This window comes from Nitrospiria bacterium (assembly GCA_036397255.1).
In the GTDB taxonomy this organism is placed as follows: domain Bacteria; phylum Nitrospirota; class Nitrospiria; order DASWJH01; family DASWJH01; genus DASWJH01.
On the sequence record DASWJH010000053.1, the window covers coordinates 65,998 to 81,733 of the forward strand.

General features: G+C 44.0%; 13 protein-coding genes and 1 pseudogene. 10 read left to right on the forward strand and 4 right to left on the reverse strand.

All coding sequences use genetic code 11. The features are described 5' to 3' along the window. Nucleotides 1-260 precede the first annotated feature (260 nt). The 4 genes from glgP to VGB26_07215 all read left to right on the forward strand — a co-directional run bounded on the left by glgP (nucleotide 261) and on the right by VGB26_07215 (nucleotide 5,726). Nucleotides 261-2,786 carry an alpha-glucan family phosphorylase gene (glgP, locus tag VGB26_07200; GenBank protein ID HEX9757574.1) on the forward strand — a complete coding sequence of 842 codons (2,526 nt, stop codon included), beginning with the start codon at nucleotides 261-263 and terminating at the stop codon, nucleotides 2,784-2,786. A gap of 110 nt (nucleotides 2,787-2,896) precedes the next feature. Continuing rightward, the gene (locus tag VGB26_07205; protein ID HEX9757575.1) at nucleotides 2,897-4,165 is read left to right on the forward strand and encodes a glycosyltransferase; all 1,269 of its coding nucleotides are present in this window, start codon (nucleotides 2,897-2,899) and stop codon (nucleotides 4,163-4,165) included. Further along, nucleotides 4,162-4,866 carry a hypothetical protein gene (locus VGB26_07210; GenBank protein HEX9757576.1) on the forward strand — a complete coding sequence of 235 codons (705 nt, stop codon included), beginning with the start codon at nucleotides 4,162-4,164 and terminating at the stop codon, nucleotides 4,864-4,866. Before VGB26_07205 ends, VGB26_07210 begins: the two co-directional genes overlap by 4 nt. A 95-nt stretch (nucleotides 4,867-4,961) precedes the next feature. Further along, entirely contained in the window at nucleotides 4,962-5,726 is a 765-nt protein-coding gene (locus tag VGB26_07215) for a TerC family protein (GenBank protein ID HEX9757577.1), read from the forward strand. 18 nt (nucleotides 5,727-5,744) lie between these two features. Here VGB26_07215 and VGB26_07220 read toward each other — a convergent pair whose 3' ends face one another. Continuing rightward, nucleotides 5,745-6,674 carry a hypothetical protein gene (locus VGB26_07220; protein HEX9757578.1) on the reverse strand — a complete coding sequence of 310 codons (930 nt, stop codon included), beginning with the start codon at nucleotides 6,672-6,674 and terminating at the stop codon, nucleotides 5,745-5,747. Nucleotides 6,675-6,988: 314 nt separating this feature from the next. On the opposite strand from VGB26_07220, the gene VGB26_07225 reads away from it, so the two are divergent. From VGB26_07225 to VGB26_07250, 6 genes and pseudogenes are all read left to right on the forward strand, one after another. Then, complete coding sequence (locus VGB26_07225) at nucleotides 6,989-7,816, forward strand: mechanosensitive ion channel domain-containing protein (protein HEX9757579.1); 828 nt, start codon at nucleotides 6,989-6,991, stop codon at nucleotides 7,814-7,816. Nucleotide 7,817: 1 nt separating this feature from the next. Further along, on the forward strand, nucleotides 7,818-8,657 hold the full coding sequence (locus VGB26_07230; protein HEX9757580.1) for a CBS domain-containing protein: 840 nt from the start codon (nucleotides 7,818-7,820) through the stop codon (nucleotides 8,655-8,657). Nucleotides 8,658-8,669: 12 nt separating this feature from the next. Continuing rightward, nucleotides 8,670-9,980 carry a magnesium transporter gene (locus VGB26_07235; GenBank protein HEX9757581.1) on the forward strand — a complete coding sequence of 437 codons (1,311 nt, stop codon included), beginning with the start codon at nucleotides 8,670-8,672 and terminating at the stop codon, nucleotides 9,978-9,980. A gap of 216 nt (nucleotides 9,981-10,196) precedes the next feature. Continuing rightward, complete coding sequence (locus tag VGB26_07240) at nucleotides 10,197-11,006, forward strand: hypothetical protein (protein HEX9757582.1); 810 nt, start codon at nucleotides 10,197-10,199, stop codon at nucleotides 11,004-11,006. Between the two features lie 12 nt (nucleotides 11,007-11,018). Further along, nucleotides 11,019-11,879: a mechanosensitive ion channel family protein gene (locus VGB26_07245; GenBank protein ID HEX9757583.1), complete on the forward strand. Its 861-nt coding sequence runs from the start codon at nucleotides 11,019-11,021 to the stop codon at nucleotides 11,877-11,879. Nucleotides 11,880-11,977: 98 nt separating this feature from the next. Beyond that, nucleotides 11,978-13,693: pseudogene (locus VGB26_07250) on the forward strand (cation:proton antiporter). 29 nt (nucleotides 13,694-13,722) lie between these two features. On the opposite strand, the gene VGB26_07255 reads toward VGB26_07250, so the two are convergent. Genes VGB26_07255 through VGB26_07265 form a run of 3 tightly spaced genes read right to left on the reverse strand, consistent with a single transcriptional unit; the run spans nucleotide 13,723 to nucleotide 15,518 of the window. Beyond that, entirely contained in the window at nucleotides 13,723-14,340 is a 618-nt protein-coding gene (locus VGB26_07255) for a mechanosensitive ion channel domain-containing protein (protein ID HEX9757584.1), read from the reverse strand. Nucleotides 14,341-14,343: 3 nt separating this feature from the next. Further along, nucleotides 14,344-14,694, reverse strand: coding sequence for a hypothetical protein (locus tag VGB26_07260; GenBank protein ID HEX9757585.1), 351 nt, complete (start codon nucleotides 14,692-14,694; stop codon nucleotides 14,344-14,346). Between the two features lie 8 nt (nucleotides 14,695-14,702). Continuing rightward, nucleotides 14,703-15,518, reverse strand: coding sequence for a hypothetical protein (locus tag VGB26_07265; GenBank protein ID HEX9757586.1), 816 nt, complete (start codon nucleotides 15,516-15,518; stop codon nucleotides 14,703-14,705). Nucleotides 15,519-15,736 lie beyond the last annotated feature (218 nt).

Consider the following 15,736-nt stretch of genomic DNA (forward strand, 5'->3'; position numbering starts at 1 on the left):
CACTGGCGCGGTAATGGCCGGAATGACACAGGAAATAATCAATTTATTTGTGGGCTGAGACACTAAGATGGACCCTATATAAAATTTTTTAGGGATATTGTGGTTAGCGGCAGGTTGGGTTAAATTGACTTGGGAAACACAATGGTTTTCAACAAAAAAAAAGGGCTTTTTGAAATCCTTTGGTTTTCTCGGACAATGGTTTAACCTATCCCGATTGTACTTACAAATTGTAAATTACGACTCTTTTCTAAGGATGAAATATGACAAATTCGCTTTATCACCATTTTATTGCTGAAGGTCCAGAGGAACTCCAGGGGCTTTCGGAACTTTCGTTAGACCTACAGTGGACTTGGAGCCATTTCAGCGATCAGCTTTGGGAAATGATCGATCCCGAGGCGTGGGATCGGACACGCAACCCCTATTATATAATGCAAAGTGCCTCCCGAGCCCGTCTTTTAGAAATAGTCCGGGATGATGTGTTAAGGGAAAAAATTCGTGGATGGCTCAATAAACGAAAGGAATATTTGGAAGATAAAGGTTGGTTTGGGAAAACCTATCCCGTGACGGATCTCAAAAAAATCGCCTATTTCAGTATGGAGTTTGGATTGGGTGAAGCCCTTCCCATCTATTCGGGGGGCCTTGGAATACTTGCAGGAGATTTTCTTAAAACAGCCAGCGATTTGGGTGTTCCTGTTGTGGGCATTGGCCTACTTTACCAGCAAGGGTATTTTAGGCAGGTGCTCTCAAGTGACGGGTGGCAACTGGAGGCCTTCCCCTACAATGATCCCACTACTCTTCCAATTGTTCCCGTTCAAAATAAAGAAGGAGGACTTTTACGGGTAAAGGTGGAGCTTCCTGGGAGAACATTGCTGTTAAGAATTTGGGAGGTATTGGTTGGAAAAGTTAAATTATACCTTTTGGACAGTAATGATCCCTTCAATAGTCCTTGGGACCGTGGTTTAACCTCGAATCTGTATCCATCTGGAAAGGAACAACGTTTAATCCAGGAAATTGCTTTAGGTCTAGGGGGTTGGTCTGCTCTGGAACAATTGGGTGAAGAGGTTGACGTTCTTCACCTCAATGAAGGACACGCCGCTTTTGCCGGTATTGCCCGCGCTCACCAGTATATGAGGGAAACCGGCCAATCTTTTTCTGTTGCCCTCAGAGCGGTGAGGGCCGGTAATGTATTTACAACCCATACCCCCGTGAAAGCTGCATTTGACCAATTTGATCCAACTTTGGTTGCGCCGTACCTTAAAAGAATTTCTGAAATGATGGACATTTCAGACAAACAAATTTTGGCATTGGGACGGAAAAAACCAGAAGATACAAGTGAGCCCTTCAACATGGCCTATTTGGCCATGAATGAAAGCCGGTATATCAACGGTGTGAGCCAACTTCACGGAAAAGTCAGCCGCCAATTATTTCAGCCTTTATTCCCCCGATGGCCTGAAGAAGAAGTTCCTGTTCAACATGTGACCAATGGGGTACACATGCCCAGCTGGGACTCTCAAGCCGCTGATGAACTTTGGACCGCAAAATGCGGAAAAGACCGTTGGCTGGTGGCAACAGGTGATTTATGTAAGGTGATGGACGAGACTTCTTTTATTGAGATTTGGAATATGCGGACGGCGGGAAGAAAATCTTTGGTTCATTATATTCGAAACCGGTTGGTTCGCCAATTCAAGGGGGGGGGTAAACCCCCTGAACTGATTGAGCGGGCAAAAAAAGTGCTGGATCCGAATGCGCTTACTTTGGGGTTTGCCAGACGGTTTACCTCCTACAAACGTCCCACTCTTTTACTTCATGATTCCGAGCGAATGGCAAAAATTCTCCTTAATTCTAAGTATCCGGTCCAATTGATTGTTGCGGGTAAATCCCATCCCAATGATCAGGAAGGAAAAAAAATGGTTCAATCCATGGCACGGTTTGCCCATCGATTGGATTTATTTAACCATGTTGTTTTCTTGGAAGATTATGATATTACTCTGGCCCAACAGTTGGCTGCAGGGATTGATATTTGGATGAATACCCCAAGGAGGCCCAATGAGGCCAGTGGAACCAGTGGGATGAAGGTTTTGGTCAACGGGGGTTTGAACCTTTCTGAGTTGGATGGGTGGTGGGCCGAAGCCTATACCCCCGAGGTGGGGTGGGGTCTTGGAGATGGAAGGGAACACAACGAACCGGTATGGGATGCCATTGAAGCAGAGCAAATGTACACCCTTTTAGAGGAACAGATCATTCGGGAATTTTATACCCGTGACCCACAGGGAATCCCCTCCAGGTGGGTAGAGCGCATTCGTAAAAGTATGTCCTCATTAACACCCCATTTTAGTGCTAACCGTATGGTTCGTGAATACACGGAGAAATATTATCTTCCGGCTTCGAAAGCAGTTCAAAAGCGAACCGCTCAACAGGGCAAGGTTGCCCTTGAAATTGAAAATTGGTGTAAAACCCTTTCCGAAAACTGGGAAGAATTACGGTTCGGAGAGGTAAAGGTTGATCAGGAACATGATGAGTGGCATTTCCACGCGCAGGTCTATTGTGGGGAAATAGATCCCTCTTTTATTCAAGTGGAGGGGTATGCGGAGCCCAAAAATCCTGACCACCCACACCGGTTTGTCATGACCCGAAAGGGGACCATTTCAGGTGCGGTCAATGGTCACCTTTATTTTGGAAAAATTCCGATTACACGGCCGGCGGATGACTATACCCTTCGGGTGGTTCCCTTTCACCCTGAAGCTGGCGTTCCAATGGAGGCCAATACCATCCTTTGGCAACGGTAAATATTGAAAAGAGGATTCAGTTGAAACCACACAGCCCCCTCTAATTGGTAGGTTTTCAATCAGGGATGGCTTCCGATTAAAAAGTTTTTGAAAATAACCGGGATTAACTAATGGATTCAAAAAACAAAACACCTCAAAGCCAGAAGATAGAAAAGGCCGATATTTTAATTGGGATTCCAACCTATAACAATGCCGATACCATTGGTCCTTTGGTTGAAACCATCCGTTCAGGTCTAGCCCAAAACTTTCCAAGTCAAAAGTCGGTTTTGGTAATTTCGGATGGGGGTTCTGAAGATGGGACCACCAAAATAATATCCCAATCCAACGGGAATTTACCCAGTATTTTCCTGACCCATTCATTGGATTCCTCACAAACTTTTTCCTTTCCTTACCACGGAATCCCTGGACGGGGAACCGCTTTTCAAAAAATTTTGGAAATGGCCAAAGATCTGGAAGTGAAAGCGTGCGCTGTTTTGGATCCTCATCTTTTTAACCTGACTACCGAGTGGGCTGAAAAGTTATTAGATCCTGTTCTGGAAGAGAATTTTGACCTGGTGGTTCCCTTATTCCACCGCCAACCTTATGATGGAACCATTACAAAAAGCATCATTTACCCTCTGATACGGGCCCTTTATGGGAAAAGGATCCGCCAGCCCATAGGAGGGGAGTTTTGTTTGAGTGGAGAGTTTTCAGGAATGATTGTTGCACAAGATTACTGGGAATCGGAAAACGCTGATTTGGGTGTGGATACCTGGTTGGTGACAACAGCCCTTGCACGGCAAAAAAAAGTGTGTGAGACCTATTGGGGGGTGCGGAACCAGAAAATGAAAAAGACAGGGGTGAACCTTCCCACTTTGGTTAATCAGATTGTAGGGTCGGTTTTTAAGCAAATGGAAGAGAATGTGAATATCTGGGAATCCATTCGGGGTTCAGAAAGGGTTCCCATTTTCGGCGCTCCACCCAAAACACACCTGGATCCCATCAAGGTCAATGTTCAACATATGGTCAATGCATTCCAGCTTGGATTGAGGGAATTCTCTCCTCTTTGGGAGGAAATCTTAAGTCCCGATGTTTTAAAAGGGTTACAAAAATTAAAAATCTCTTCCCAAAATTTGAAAATGCCCGATGACCTGTGGGTTCAAATTATTTATGATTTTGCGCTGGCTTTCTATCGAAGGGCCATTCCCCATGACCACTTATTAAAATCTTTGACACCTCTCTACTTAGGCCAAATTGCGTCTTTCATTTTAGAGACTCAGCATGGGGGCGATTCCGAAAGAGAAAAGAAAATTGAAACCTTATGTTTGGTTTTTGAAAAACAAAAGGAATACCTTGCGATGCAATGGGGTCAATCTAATATTTCTGGAGAACCGTCATGAAAAATTTATGGGACACTGCATTCATCGAACCCATGAGAGAGTTTTTGAGGCAAGTGGGATCTTTTCTTCCTCATCTATTTGTGATGCTGGTGATTATTGCCATAGGGTTTGGGATGGCCTGGGCGATGCTTCACCTGGTTCAACGGCTCCTTGGATTCATGTCGTTTGACCAATTGAGTTCCCGTTTAGGGTTATCCAGGGCCTTAGTGAAAGGGGGAGTTAAAAACCCTCCCTCTGCCATCATCAGTCAATTTCTCTATTGGGTGATTCTGTTGGCTTTCATCCTTCTAGGGCTAGGTGCCTTGAACCTGACAGCCGTTGATCAATTCGTTGCCCAAGCGCTTTGGTATATTCCCAAAGTCTTTATTTCTTTTGTGATCCTGGTGGTGGGTTTTATTTTAGGAAATTTTTTTGGGCAGGCGATTCTCATTGCCGCGGTGAACGCTCAGATTAGGGAAGCCGGACTATTGGGGAAAGGTGTGCGGTTAGGGATCATTCTTTTTTCCGTTGCCATGGCTTTTGAGCAGCTTGGAATTGCAACACAAATCATTGTTGCGGCGTTTTCAATCGCCTTTGGAGGCATCGTGTTGGCCCTTTCGCTCGCTTGTGGATTGGGGGGAAAGGACTTGGCCAAGGAAATCATCGAAAAAAAGGTTAAAAAAGAAGGGGAACCCAAAGAGGAAGAGGTCTCTCATTTTTAAAGGGTTTTCCATTTTATTTTTTTTTAATTAATTTTAGCGTTTTTAGTTTCAAATGAAATAAAGTTCGCTTAAAAATTCTAATCCGGTGTTATTTTATGATTTGGTTTGCAGGTCCTCAAGCATGGATTGCCCTTGCCACACTGACCCTTTTGGAAATAGTCCTTGGAATTGATAATATAATTTTTATTTCCATTCTGGCGGGAAAACTTCCTAAACATCGGCAACAAAAGGCCCGGCGAATCGGCCTGGTTATTGCCATGCTGACCCGGATTGGGCTTTTATTTACACTCTCTTGGTTTATGCACCTCACCAAGCCCCTGTTTACCCTCTTTACCACGGATATTTCCTTGCGAGATGTGGTCCTGATTGTTGGAGGGCTGTTTCTTCTCGGTAAAAGCACCTTAGAAATTCATGAGAAATTAGAGGGGGTGGAGGGGCAAGCTACGTTTTCGACTGGAGCCACTTTTACCGGTGTGATTATTCAAATTGCATTACTGGACATTGTTTTTTCTCTGGATTCTGTGATCACCGCCATTGGGTTGGTGGATCAATTAAGCATTATGGTGATAGCCATTGTGATTGCGGTTTTGTTTATGCTTGCTTTTTCAAAAATGGTTGGGGAATTTGTGGATCGCCATCCCACCATTAAAATGCTGGCTTTGAGCTTTTTGCTTTTGATTGGGCTTGCTCTGATTGCGGAAGGGTTTGATGTTCATATCCCAAAGGGGTACATTTATTTTGCTATGGCTTTTTCGGTTTTTGTGGAAATGTTGAATCTAAAATTAAGGGGTCAGAGGGTGGAACCGATACACCTTCGGAAATCCTATGTTCAGGAAAACCAGGAGGGAGCGGATTATTAAAATGATATAAACACGGATTTACTGATTGGTATTTTCCTTCCTCTGTTTTGGGGAATTCGTTTTTGAATCCAAAGGGATTTTCCATTTTAAATTAAAATCCCATTTCACTTTTGTAATAAAGGTAAAATTTTCATCCTCCCGGGTTAGGGGAATTCTGACTCCTGCTCCCAGACCCCATTTTCCGAAATAGGATTTTGGGATGGTCCAAAAGAGGCCGTTATTCAAAATGACATTATTTTCACTACCCCCACCAATTTCAGTGGTGATATAGGTTAAATCCAATGAGCTTCGTAAATTTTTCGACCAGTAATACACACCGCCGATACTGACTCCCACCGAGTGATCCCGGCGATCCTGTGCCGGGCGTGCGCGAAAGGGGGGATGGGCGGTTAAATCAAAATCAACATAATAAAAGACCTCTAAATTGGGGAGGGACCTTAAAAAGCGGGAAAAAACAAGAAAAGGTCTAATGTGAAGGTATTGGTCGGAAATCTCTTCGGGGGGATTCCCAATGGGGAAAACGGTTTCCAACCCGGTGGATATTCGGAAACCAGGAAGGCGGGACCAGTCGGGGAATCGGTATTTTCCCCATGCAATCAATTCCGACACACCTGATTCTCCTTTGCTCCGAAAGGGATTAACGGAAAAACTTTCCAAGGACAGACTCATTTCTAAACGGTCCGTAAACCCATATTTGGCACGGGTTCGATATCGGATGAATTCTTGATCAATCGCATCTGTAAACCGTGGGTTGAAAGAGATCTCAATTTCTCTCTTTCTTTGAGTTTGAGGTAATTTTCGGTCAAAAGCAGTCTCTTCCGCAGGTTGAAATTCAATGGAAGAATCAGAATAGTTTTTTCCTTCAGAATTTTCTTGTTGTGCGGGTGCGATGGAAATCCAGGAGGCCAGGGCAATCAATGAAATTATGAAGATTTTAAAAAAGGTCATAATTTTTTAAGATTTCTGTGTTTTCATATGGGTAATTGATTATTCCCAATTTTTTTATAGCGTACCAGTGCTATAAGACCATATTTCTATCAAAAAGTAACGGGTTCCTGTTTCTCTTGCAGTTCATGCCACTGGTGTTTTAAAGTGTTTTTAGGTTAAGATTTCCACTCCTTTTCCTTTAAAATTCACTTGCAATTGGGAATTTTCCTTTTCTATTTTTAATTTTGGCCTTTGGGTTGTGAAGGATTTCCTGACCCATATTGAATGCCATTTGAGTGGCGCTGGATTTTTAAAATAAATTTGGAGGGTTCGACATGAATATGAACGAAACGATTTCAGAGATTGGATCATCCATTACCCCGTTGATTCAAGGGATCCTGGAAAAACTTCCTGCTATTTTCAGTTTTTTTGCATTAATCCTCATTGGGTGGATTTTGGCGAGAATTTTACAGGCTTCCACCTCCCGTGTGATTGGTTTAATGGACCAGTTTGTTCGAACCCGGTCCATTAAAAGAGAGGGTGTCCCTACCGAAATCGAACGTTCCGTACCCAGTATGATGGGCAAAATTGTTTTTTGGATCATTTTGGTTTTCTTTTTTGTGGCGGCCACCGAAACCCTTGGGTTATCCATTGTCTCCAACCTCTTGAGCGGGGTAGCGAATTATCTTCCCAATGTTTTGGCGGCAGCACTCATCGGGTTTGCGGGGTATATCGGAGGAAATCTTGCCAGAGATGCTATTATCCGGGCCATGGTTTCGGCGGGGATTGAGTATGGAGAACTCTTAGCCCGGTTGACTCAGATTGCCATTTTTCTAGTGGCCTTTTTGATTGGGATCGATCAAATCGGAATTCAAATCGAATCTCTAGTGGTTTTGATTGCCATGGTTTTTGGAACCGTTCTTGGGGGAATGGCCCTTGGCTTTGGTTTGGGGGCAAAAACGGTCGTGGGTAATTTAATTGCTTCTCATTATCTGACCCAAACTTACCAAATCGGGCAAACCGTTAGGATAGGTGAAATCCAAGGAAGAGTAGAGGAGTTGACCCCTTCCGCTGTGATATTGGAAACACCTGAAGGCCGGGTTTTGATTCCGGCTGGAGAGTTTAGTAAAAAACATTCCACACTGATTGCCGAGAGGGGTTAGGATGAAGACAGAGGATTATCTTTCCCAACAATTTCTTGCATCTCACCCTGGGGATGGCGCGCTTCTCCTCCAACATTTTTCTATTGAGGAATTAAGAGGTTTCTTTCTTGAAATAAAGCCTTCCATTGCTTCCATTGTCTTGGAATACATGCCACCGATGATGGCATCAGAAATAATAATCGGTCTAGATCTGGAATGTGCCGGTTCGATTTTGGAAAAACTGTCTATACCAGTGGCGGCGGGTCTTTTTCGAAGAATCAGCACGAAACATCGTATTTCTCTTCTAGGGGTTCTTCCAAAAAAAATTTCTTTTAAAATTCAAGCCGTTCTTCATTATCCTTCAGGTACCGCAGGGGCTCTGATGGACCCTAACGTTTTTGCGGTGCCGAGCCATTTTAACATCCGTGAGGCCCGATTTCAGATGAAGCGTTTTTCTCAGGATTTACTTTCCTATCTCTATATCGTTGATTCAACCCAGAAACTATTGGGGGTAATGAGTATCCGTGAATTAATGGTGGCCCGGCCCCGGGACAGGGTTTCCTCTGTGATGAATTTTCCTGTATCAACCATTTCAGGCCATGCCAGCGAAGGGGCGATTCTCAACCACCCAGGATGGAGGACCTTTCATAAAATACCGGTCACTGAAAAAGGCGGTCTTTTGGTGGGGATCATTCGCTATAAAACCCTTCGAAAACTGGAAGGGATTTACATCGGGCCTCCCCTGGAAAAAACAGCTCTCGAATTTACCTTTCGGTTGGGTGAGGTTTATTGGGTGGGAATAGCGGCCATGATCCAAAGTCTTAACGGTGCGATGAGAAGGACTGGCAAATCCAAAAATTAAGGGAGAGATGTAATGACCGTCCGTTTAAATGCAGTGGCAGAGGATTTGGCGCAAAATTTTTTCCGACTCTACCCCGAGGAGGCAGCTCAGGCGCTCAGTAATCGTTCCCCTACTAGAGAAGTGCCCCAAATTTTGGATGCCCAAACGGTTTATCAGGCCGCCACCATTATGGAAAGGTTTCCTCTGGATTTTTCCGCAGAGGTTATTTTAAATGCAGGCGGAGATTTTCCTCAAAAAATGCTTTCGGCCCTTGACCCGTTGAAGGCAGCCTTGATTCTTGCTCGCCTGGATCCGGAGTTCCAGGAAAAACAATTCTCTCTTTTAGATCCTAAAAGGGTCCGATTGCTCAAATCTATTATGACCTATCCGAGCGATTCTGCCGGAAACCTTATGGACCCTCAGTTTTTGTCTTTTCCCCCTGAAACATCCGTAAAAAATGCACTGACGAAATTAAGGGCTCTCAAAGGAAAAAGGATTTATGACCTTTTGGTGGTGGATGGTGATGGAAAGCTGTTGGGGGTTATTCCCCTACAAAAATTAGCGGTTAGCCCTGCCAACCAACCTTTGGGGGCTCTCTATCAGGCCCAGCCGGTTTCAGTTCATGATATGGCAAACCGACAAGAAGTTTTAGATTTAATGGAGCAATTCAAAGTAAACACCCTTCCGGTGGTCAACCTTAATCAACGTGTTTTAGGAATTATTCAACAGGATTCTCTGGTGGTGACGGCACAAGAAGAGGTTAGTGCTGATATTCAAACCATGGTGGGAGCCAGTAAGGAAGAGCGTGCTTTGTCCAAGTCGACCTTTGCGGTTCGAAAAAGGCTTCCCTGGCTTCAAATAAATTTATTAACCGCTTTCTTGGCGGCAGCGGTGGTGGGTCTTTTTGAAAGTACCATTGCACAATTTACCGCGCTTGCAGTTTTACTTCCTGTTGTTGCGGGACAATCAGGGAATACGGGGGCCCAGGCTTTGGCAGTGACGATGCGAGGATTGACCCTCAGGGAGATCAGGGTGTATCAATGGTTTCAAGTATTAATCAAAGAAACCCAGGTGGGGTTTATTAATGGGTGTGCCGTTGCGGCAACCACATCATTTGCGGTGTTTATTTGGAGCCAATCTACCGGTCTTGCCATGATTATCGGTTTTTCAATGGTGTTATCCATGATTGCGGCGGGAATCGCAGGTGTTGCCGTTCCCATGATTTTAACCGCAATGGGTCAGGATCCAGCACAATCTTCTTCTATTATTCTGACCACGGTTACCGATGTGGTTGGGTTCTTTAGTTTTCTTGGGATCGCAACCTTGCTGGCCGGGTCCATATAATTAAAAACTTTTTGACTCCCCCTTCCACGGTTTTTTCTAAAAACATTTTAAGGCGGATTTCAAAAAGATTGATCATCCAGAAACAGGACCATATGATGAGCCGGAAACAGACTGGTCCCGCTAATGGGGGGCAGGAGTCTGATAAAGCGGAGGTTTTTTTCTGTTTCGTACTCTCTATAAACCATTTAAAAATTATTTAAGAACGGGAGCAGTTTAGTGGAAAAAATATCGGGTAAAAAAAATGTGTGGTGGGGTCAATTTAAAATTCCCATAGGTCAAATTGGGTTTTGGCGGATCGGAACAATGGCCTTATGGATCCAAAGGTTTGAAAAAGAATGGCGAATAGGCTATCAATCAAAAGGGGACCCAAACGAAGATACGTTAGAGGTTCATGTTTCGGGCCAAGAGAAAGAAATTCCTCAAGAAGCGGAGATCAGCCGATTTAGTTTTCGTCAGACAGATGGGACCCTAAGCATTCTTCCGGTTTTGGCCGACCGGCCGGTCATTACCCGCCCCGAAACCCATTTTTCAATTCCCAGTGGTGAAGAAATCATTTTATTTGTGGGTTCTCCCTTGTGGGTGAAAATTTCGGTGGGATCTACACCCCATGTGTTAAAGGAATTTCCGATCTATAGGCCCTCTGATACCTGGTTTGGTCCTTCCACTCGGGAGGGGGAGTTGTGTTATGCCACCCGGACTCAAGCCCGCCTGAAATGTGAGGAGGTGTCCTTTCGTCCGAATCGGGCGGTAACTCCGGTTCTGATTCGAAACCAGGCCAAAGGGTCCCTTTCGCTGGAGAGGATTAACCTCCCGGTGCTTTATCTTTCGCTATTTGAAGCGGAGAATGGATTCTTATGGACAGAACCGATCACGTTTGTTCGGAAAGAAGACCGGGATCAAGCGGCCATGGAAATCCCGAAAGAAGCCCCTCGAGAAGCCATTGGCGCCCAATTGGTGGTGGGTCCACGTGAAAAACCAGATCAGAATCTTGTGATCCGGGCGTTTAGTGCCCTTTTTGGAGGATAGGAGGAAAAAACGATGCAAGAGTGGTGGTCAGTTTTTGGAGAAGCTTTCAATATTGAGCGGTTCATGTCGTTAGTTCGGGCAGGTATCATTGTCGGTGTGGGCCTTATTTTGGCAAGACTGGCCGCAAATGGAATCCTTCGGGTTATATCCAAATACACCAATCCCCAGCAGGCGATGCTGATTCGTCGAATCAGCCACCATCTCATTGTGGGGTTGGTTTTAATTTCAGCACTTAAAGAATTGGGTTTTCAACTCAATGTTTTGCTCGGTGCCGCGGGGATTTTAACCCTTGCATTGGGATTTGCCTCCCAGACCTCTGCCTCTAACCTGATCAGCGGCCTTTTTTTAATCGGCGAACGGCCTTTTGCAGTGGGTGACTATGTCCGTATGGGGGAAACCACAGGGGAAATCCTTTCGGTGGATTTGTTATCCATCAAAATGAGGACGTTTGATAACCTTTTTGTGCGGGTTCCCAATGAAACCGCTATTAAATCAGAAATTACCAACCTGACCTATTTCCCAATCCGGAGATTTGATTTGATGATCGGGGTTGCTTATAAAGAGGATATTCAGAAGGTCCGCGAGGTTTTATTGGAGGTGGCCAACCAAAATCCTCTGTGTTTGGAGGAACCCAAACCCCTTTTTCTGTTTCTAGGGTTTGGAGATTCTTCCCTGAATATTCAATTCTCGGTTTGGGCCAAACGGGAGAATTTTATTGAATTGAGAAATCGTATTCAGGAAGGGATTAAACAAGCATTTGATTCATCGGGTATTGAAATTCCCTTTCCCCATCGGACAATTTACACGGGCAGTATCACCGAACCCTTTCCCGTACGAGTCGTAGATCCGAAAAATCTCAGTGAAAAAAAGTAGAAAGGAGGTTCTTGGATAGTTTTTCTCTGATCCGTGATTTTGCCATTATCATGACGGTGGCGGGGTTGTCGATTATCCTTTTCTGAAAACTTCGGCAACCCCCCATTCTGGGGTATTTGATTGCAGGGCTTTTAATCAGCCCTTTTAATCTTCCCATATTGACCATGGAAGATATCGAAGTGGTTCGGATTTTAGCCGATTTAGGGCTGGTGGTGTTGCTATTTTCACTGGGTCTTGAATTCGGGTGGGAAAAGATACGACAAATAGGGTTTACGGTGATCATTATCGGAACCATTGAAATCAGTATTATGATGGCCTTGGGATATGAGATAGGGATTCTGATGGGTTGGACCTTCAAGGAGGCGATTTTTTTGGGAGCCGCGCTGTGTATCAGCAGTTCGGCCGTTTTGGTCAAGGTTCTCCGGGACGAAGGAAAATTGAGCCACACCTTTGGAAGATTAATCGTGGGTATTTTAGTGGTTGAAGATTTTGCCGCCGTGATCCTTCTAAGTATTCTCTCTGCCATTGCATCGATGGGGGTGACCAGCCTCATGAGCGTGGGTTGGTTAGTGACCAAACTCATCCTGTTTTCAATCTGTGCGTTGGTTATAGGGGGGATTTTGGCCCCGAGGGTGGTTGGGTATGTTTCCCGTTATCAATCCAAAGAAATGACCCTGATTACTAGCCTTGCCTTTTGTTTTGGCCTTGCGTTGATTGGGCATGAGTTAGGGATTTCCGAAGCGGCAGGGGCTTTTTTGATCGGGACGGTTTTGAGTGATTCACGGGAATCTGAGGAAATCATTGAAATCATGATTCCCATTCGGAATATGTTTGCAGCCCTCTTTTTTGTTTCCATTGGAATGTTAATTGATTTGTCCGTTGTCACTCAATATTTTGTTCCTGCTTTAATTATTTCTCTGGTTTTTATATTGGGTAAAATTGTGGCTGATACCATGGGAACCTTTTTGGCGGGACAAGATGGTCGCACAGCCATCAAGGTGGGGATGGGAATGCCTCAGTTGGGGGAGTTTTCCCTGGCCATGATCAAGGTGGGGGTGGACCGGGGGGCGATCGGTGCTTTTTTGTATCCTGTCATCGGGGTCGTCACAGGAATTACTTCTTTTCTGTATCCTTTTATCTTCCGAGGAGCGGAGGGATTTGCGAATTTTCTTGAACGGAGGTCTCCTGCTTTATTGAAAGAGTATATCAGAAACCTGGTCCTGTGGCTGAGTGCTTTTAAGGATAATTCTTCCATTTTGGGAGAAGGGGGAAATCAAATCCTCCAGGTCAGCCGAATGATCTTAATTAATGCAGGGGTGATCATGATATGTATTGCCACCGGGACCTTGGTCCTTCAATACTCTTTAGAGATCTCCCACCAGTTGGGAATAACGGAAAGCCTCATGGGTTTAATCCTGGGGTGTATCGTGACTGTTTTGTGTCTTCCCTCCTCCGTTGGGATATGGAAAGAACCTCGGACGCTGATGGATTTATTGTATCAGGGTATGGTAAAAAAACTGGCTCCCTCTTCGCTTCGAATACGTGAAATGAAGAATTTAAATTTCATTATTCGGGAAAGTATATTGATTGGGATGTTGGTGATTTTAGGGATATGGAGCCTTCCTTTTCTTTCAAAATTATTTTTGTTTGGAAAATTGGCTGCCCCTTTGCCCATTCTCCTTCTTTTGGGGATGTTTATAATTTTAGGAAGCACCGCCTATAAAATCCATGGGGTTTTAGAGAGCACTTTTATGCGCACTTTTTTGGGTGATGAGAATTCGAAGACCCCAGAGAATAAAAATCCCGACAGTTAAAAGCTCCTGGGGATAGGGCAGGTTTTTTTCTAGCGAACCGGGTTCGGCCCTATGTCTTCGGGAATCATCAAATGATGTTTTAAAAATTCCCGGATGACGGTTTCCGTCATTTCAGTTGCAAAAAGAAATTCATACCGGATATCCAACACATAGGCCTTTAAACGCATTTTCAACAGGGATTTTCCTTCGTGAATTTCATTTATATGAATAATGGAAATCGGTTTATTTGAATAAATGTACCGAGAAACAGCCGCGGCTTTAAAGGCAATTTTTTTTGCCTTCAATAAATCAATATGAGCCGGTAGGTAAAACTCCGCCACCACCTGACAATGGGATTCTCCGGAATTTGCGTTAGACACGGATTGGTTAACAATTTCACTGTTTGGAATTGAAACCAGGGAATCATCGGGTGTAATGATCCGCACGGTTCTTAACCCAATACTGATGACCTCCCCATAGTATTTTCCGATTTGAATTTTATCTCCCACTTGAAAAGGCCGGTCAAATAAAATCATGATTCCCCCAAAAATGTTCTTTAATATATCCTGCGATGCAATACCGACCGCAATTCCCGCGGAAGCGGTTAGTGCAACCAGTGTGGCGATGGGGGGCTCTAATATGTCTGCAACGATAATATAGATGACGATAGTCTAGGAGCCAATCCGGATAATGGGGATCAAGCGTTTTATGACCAAACGAAAATTGGTCCAATGTTCTGCCAAAGCCTCCACAAGCCGTGTGATATATTTAATGGCCAGAAAACCAAAAAGAAATGCAACAATGGCCCAAAACACCTTTCCCAATGTTAAGGACCATTTTGCCTGGGTTTCCTGAAGGGTCCCGGTCAAGGATGTTACAACGGATTTCGCGCTTTGATTTCCGCTCTGGGGTGGGGTTTTCAGCGGTTGACCCTGTGAAACGGCGGCCCCTGGGGGAAAGACCAAATAGTTCAGGATGAGTATCATGATGTAAAATGTGAATAAACCTTTTTGAAATTTCATTGAGTTCTCTAATGAAGGATGTTTTTCATTTTTAATGTTTTGACGGTAAATCCATTAAGAAGGGGGTTTAATGTGTAAGTGTCCGTTTTGGTTTCCAGTAAAATCCCTTTGTTGGCCATTCTCTTCAAAAGTAATAAACTTTGCTGAATTTCCTGATGAAAAACCAAAGCATGTTCATGGCCCATGACAATTTCCCGTTGAAGAAACAGCGCAAGGGTAAAAACCTCTTCGGGAGGCAAACAGAAAGGTAGGGTTTCATCCAATTTAATAGTTGGAGAGAGGATGAGCGTGTCTTCTTCGATTTTATGTATGGCGCTCAGCCAAAACATCAGGGTCATCATGATATTTCCTGTAGACAGTTCCCGAATTTCCCTGAATAGGCTATCCGTTGGGTACCCCTGACGTTCTTCTTCTGAAGGCAAATTCATAAAGCGTTTTGACTTTCTTATTTCTTCCGTTGGTTCAAACCGTAGTTTAAACCCGCTCACTTTATGACGTTTTAAAATAATTTGTTCAATATTTTCTTTGGTAAATCCTCCTAAGTAAACCACGCCTTGGAAAAACCTGGAAATATCGATTACACGGTCCAGGTATTTCCAACTATATAAAGAGCAGGTGGTCAGCCAGTAAATGTTTTTTTGGGTCCTTGAAATCAAAAGAAGAAACCGTTCAAGGGTGTCAAATCCATCCACCGTTTTTAAATAGAGGTTTTGAAGATCTTCCACCACCACCATAATCCGGTGTTCTAAATTTAATAGTTTATCTTCCAGCTCCTCCATATTTTTAACCTGGTCTTGATTAACCACCTTTTTTAAGCCTTCCATCAGTTGTTCTTCTGTTGAATGGGATGGGGCTTTTAAATCAATTTTAAAAAAAGGAACTTTATTATGGGTCTTCGTGAAATCGAGTGGGTAAAAATTGTTAAAAAGTGTTTAAGGTCCATACAGGGCAAGGGTCAAGTCAAAGTCATTCTGTGGTTGAAGCCTTTGAAGTATTAGAGGTTCCTGCAAAATCCAGTTCGTAATTCCCGAATGGTTTTATC